This window comes from Mesorhizobium sp. WSM4884 (assembly GCF_029625675.1).
Classification (GTDB): Bacteria; Pseudomonadota; Alphaproteobacteria; order Rhizobiales; family Rhizobiaceae; genus Mesorhizobium.
Map to the genome: position 1 here is coordinate 1 of NZ_JARTVO010000044.1, position 3,698 is coordinate 3,698.

Annotated in this window: 3 protein-coding genes; all 3 read right to left on the bottom strand. The window is 58.5% G+C overall.

Annotated elements, in window-relative coordinates; genetic code table 11:
• Window positions 1-446: 446 nt before the first annotated feature.
• Window positions 447-1,604, bottom strand: a complete 1,158-nt coding sequence (locus P9236_RS30555) for a TlpA disulfide reductase family protein (protein WP_063170386.1) — start codon at window positions 1,602-1,604, stop codon at window positions 447-449.
• A 599-nt stretch (window positions 1,605-2,203) separates the two neighbouring features.
• Window positions 2,204-3,217, bottom strand: a complete 1,014-nt coding sequence (locus tag P9236_RS30560) for a 1-aminocyclopropane-1-carboxylate deaminase (protein WP_024505903.1) — start codon at window positions 3,215-3,217, stop codon at window positions 2,204-2,206.
• A gap of 236 nt (window positions 3,218-3,453) precedes the next feature.
• Window positions 3,454-3,698, bottom strand: a 245-nt coding sequence (locus tag P9236_RS30565; RefSeq protein ID WP_127313226.1) for an exopolysaccharide production repressor protein, incomplete at its 5' end; no start/stop codon positions are given.

Genomic DNA, 3,698 nt, shown 5'->3' on the forward strand with positions numbered 1-3,698 from the left:
CATAAGCCGAAGGAATCCTGAGTACGAATGAGCCGCAGGAGGCATTTGACGAACGGGGAAGCAAGGGCCTCGTCGTCATTGTTGACAGCAGGGCCAACCGGAGGAATTTCGTTGTTCGTCATTTCAGTCTTCGTCTTCGAGGTACGATTTCCTTTTCCTGCGATGCCCACTCCGGGTCCGCTTGCGTGGCCGACGAATGGCTTGGGCGGGCCAACCCCAAGAGTGCCCCGTGGCCGACCTCGACATGTCCACGAGTGCGAGACCTGCGGCGCGAATTCGCGGCGCACATCGTCTGCGCCGCGATCCGACCGGTGGTCAACGCAATTGAAATCCAACCTTCCGCAAGCCGCCGCCCTGCTGCATCGACATACTTGCTGCGAAGAGAGCTTCGATGGGCGGATTGGCCAGTGTTCAATTCCAATTGTCAGTCCCTTCGCGATTCTTGCTCAGGAAGTGACTTCGTTTTGAGTTTCGGGTGCCTTCTTTTGCGGAGCCACACAAAGATCCGCGTGACAGGCAGGCTCACCCGTGTAGTTGGCCAGTGCTTCGAGCAATGGGGTAAGATAGTACTGTTTGGTGTGGTCCGGAATTGGCCCCAGCCGGTCCACCGATTTCAGTGCCACCTCGATCAACTCGATTGCGCGATCTTTGTTGCCGCTCTCGTAATAATACTGAGCTACCGGGAGGTACCGGAGGTATTTAAACGGGCCATCGCCGTTCGGGGGATTGAGTGCCAGTATCTGTTCCGAGAGCTCGTTGCCCATCGCAAAGCGCTCCGCGCGCGGAAGATGGGAATTGTCCATCGTGGGATCGAAGAGTTGGTTGAGGGCCAAGGCCATCCACGACACCGCGTCGGACGTTTTGTCGATCGCGTCCTCGACCAATTCTCGCATGACCGGCATGCCGGTCTTGATGTCGCGCAGCTTGTGAAGCAGAAGATCCGCATGAATCTGCCGGAACTCACAAGAGTCTGGCATCAAGGCGAGGCCTTCTTCGATGGCCAAGAGCGCCGCCGTCCAATCCTCGGCCTGCATCGCCGGCTCAAGTTTGGCGTATATCGGCCCGGTAAGCGACATTTCGCGCGCTGCAAGTTGGTTATGCGCGATGCGCTTTGCATCGGCGGCTTTCGCTTCATAGCTGCTGCGCCAGCTGCCGTTAAGGACTTTCGGCAAAACGTCATCGAGTTCCGCCGGGTGGCCGATAAAAGCGATGTGGCCGTCGCGGTCGACCACGAACGAGGTGGGAATCCCAATCGAAGAGCTGGGATCCATCCAGAGCTTGTTCATTTCGCCAATGTAATCGAACCCGATACGATAATTCAGATTCGGGAACTCCTCGGTCAGCCAGGCATCCACGTTGGTCCGCGCCTCGTCTGCGGTAGGACCCTGTTCGCAGGCGGCAACTCCGACCGCCTCAAATCCGCTGCCTTCATATTTCTCCTGCAGTTCGATCAAATGGGGCATGGCGTCGACACATGGTCCGCACCAAGTCGCCCAAAACTCAACGAGGTAGACCTTGCCGGGCCGAAAGTTCGTGAGGGGCTCGCCACGCAGCCAGTTCTCCACTTTGATCGCAGGAGCCGGGGACCCCATACGCAGTTCCATCTTGGTGTCCAAAGTCATTCCACACCTTTCGTCTCTTTTGTCGCGGAATATTTTCCAGTCAAAATCGGACACGGTCTCGAGGGCATCGCTCCCTCTGGCTTGCTTCAGCGAAGCTCTCACCGTGTTGCCGCACATCAAGCTGCAACGGAGGTGCCAATTCCCTCAGCTCCGGTAAGCGGCGGGAAATGCTTTGAAATTCTCCACGAGGCCAAATGCGGCCGATTGTCGTGAACCCGACATGTCTTCTGCCGCTGTCGGGTTTCGCCCTATCACTCTTGAGAGCTTGGACGGCTCGCCTGTGATTAGACTGGCCTCGGCCCTCGAGCAGTGGCAGTTTGGCGCCAGTTCGAAAGCGCGAACTCGCCGGCTTGGTCCTCGTGCCGCCACCGCCGCGTGTGGATTCTTGCCCCGGAGTCAAAATTCGCCTCGCGGTTGCCAACGGCGGCATGCGCTCAATGCGCGTGGCGTTGAGCACCGACAGCACGTAATGGTACCAATTAGTGGATGCCCGTCGCTGCCTCCACTTCTCCAGCCAAGCGCTCGAACGACGCTACCTACCCACGTTCGAGCGCGACCGCGGAATCGCAGACTGCCGAACGTCAGCCGTTGCGAAAGGTGTAGCCGTACCCGTTGATCGCCGGTGCGCCGCCTAGATGTGCGTAGAGGACCCTCGATCCCTGTGGAAAGAAGCCCCTCTGGACGAGGTCGATCATCCCTTGCATCGATTTGCCCTCGTAAACGGGGTCCGTAATCATGCCCTCGAGCCGCGCGCACAAACGGATTGCCTCTTTGGTTTCCTCCGATGGAACGCCATAACCCGGGTACGCGTAGTCCATGAACAACACCACGTCTGCCTCGACAATTTCCGCTCCGAGGTGGACGAGCTTCGCTGTATTTTGGGCGATGCCAAGCACCTGCGCCTTGGTCTTGGCGGGCATGGCGGAGGCATCGATACCGATCACGTTGCGCTGTCGACCATCCTTGGCGAACCCGACGAGCATGCCGCCGTGGGTTGAACCAGTCACCGTACAGACGACGATATAGTCGAAGGCAAACCCAAGCTGCTCTTCCTGGGCACGCACCTCCTCAGCGAACCCCACATAGCCCAGGCCGCCGTATTTGTGGACAGAGGCGCCGGCAGGTATCGCATATGGCCTGCCGCCCCTTGCCTTGACTTCATAAAGTGCCTTTTCCCAGCTGCGGCGGATGCCGATGTCAAAGCCCTCGTCAACCAGGCGCACCTCTGCCCCCATGATGCGGCTCAAGAGGATATTGCCGACCCGGTCGTAGACAGCATCATCATGTGGGACCCAGCTCTCCTGGACCAGGAGGCATTTCATGCCGATCTTGGCGGCGACCGCAGCGACCATGCGCGTATGGTTGGACTGCACGCCACCGATTGTGACGAGCGTATCGGCATCTGACGCGATCGCGTCGGGCACAATGTATTCGAGCTTGCGCAGCTTGTTTCCGCCGAACGCGAGACCGGAGTTGCAGTCCTCGCGTTTGACGTAGATTTCCACCTTGTCGCCCAGATGCTTGCCGAGGCGGTCGAGCCTCTCGATCGGCGTGGGTCCAAAGGTGAGCGGATAACGTTCGAATTTTTCCAGCATGCTATCTCCAGCAAAAAAGTACCTGAACCTGCTACGCACCGGTCAGCCCAGGGGTATGGTCGCGTGTTAGCCGAACACAGATTCCCTATACGATCAGCTCAGTCATCAGAGGGTGACCAAAATTGGTGTGGGTCTGAGCACTGATCCTGTCATCCGCGCATCAAAGCAGCAGCACATGCTGGGCATTCGACCAAGCCGGGACACAGCTGAAAATTGCATTCCGCAGTTGATCAGAGTCAGACGACTGGTACCCGAGCTTTCCTGTAACCATCGGCATGCTGGCCCCTGTGGCGAGTTCCACGAGCGCGGCTAGAGGACTGCCAGATCAGAAAGAGCACGCGGCCGAAGTAGCCGGCCTGAAGCAGCAGCGAACAGGCCAGCGTCGTGACGACTGCCACACGGAGCGAATCCAAAGCGAAGTAAACCATCGACGCATTGCTGCACAGGACCAGCCCCACGAGCCGACAAAAAGATGAAGTGC

Excerpts from the sequence above, each read along its gene's own strand:
- P9236_RS30555 (WP_063170386.1), bottom strand. The coding sequence starts at position 1,604 with ATGGAACTGCGTATGGGGTCCCCGGCTCCTGCGATCAAAGTGGAGAAC.
- P9236_RS30560 (WP_024505903.1), bottom strand. The coding sequence starts at position 3,217 with ATGCTGGAAAAATTCGAACGTTATCCGCTCACCTTTGGACCCACGCCG.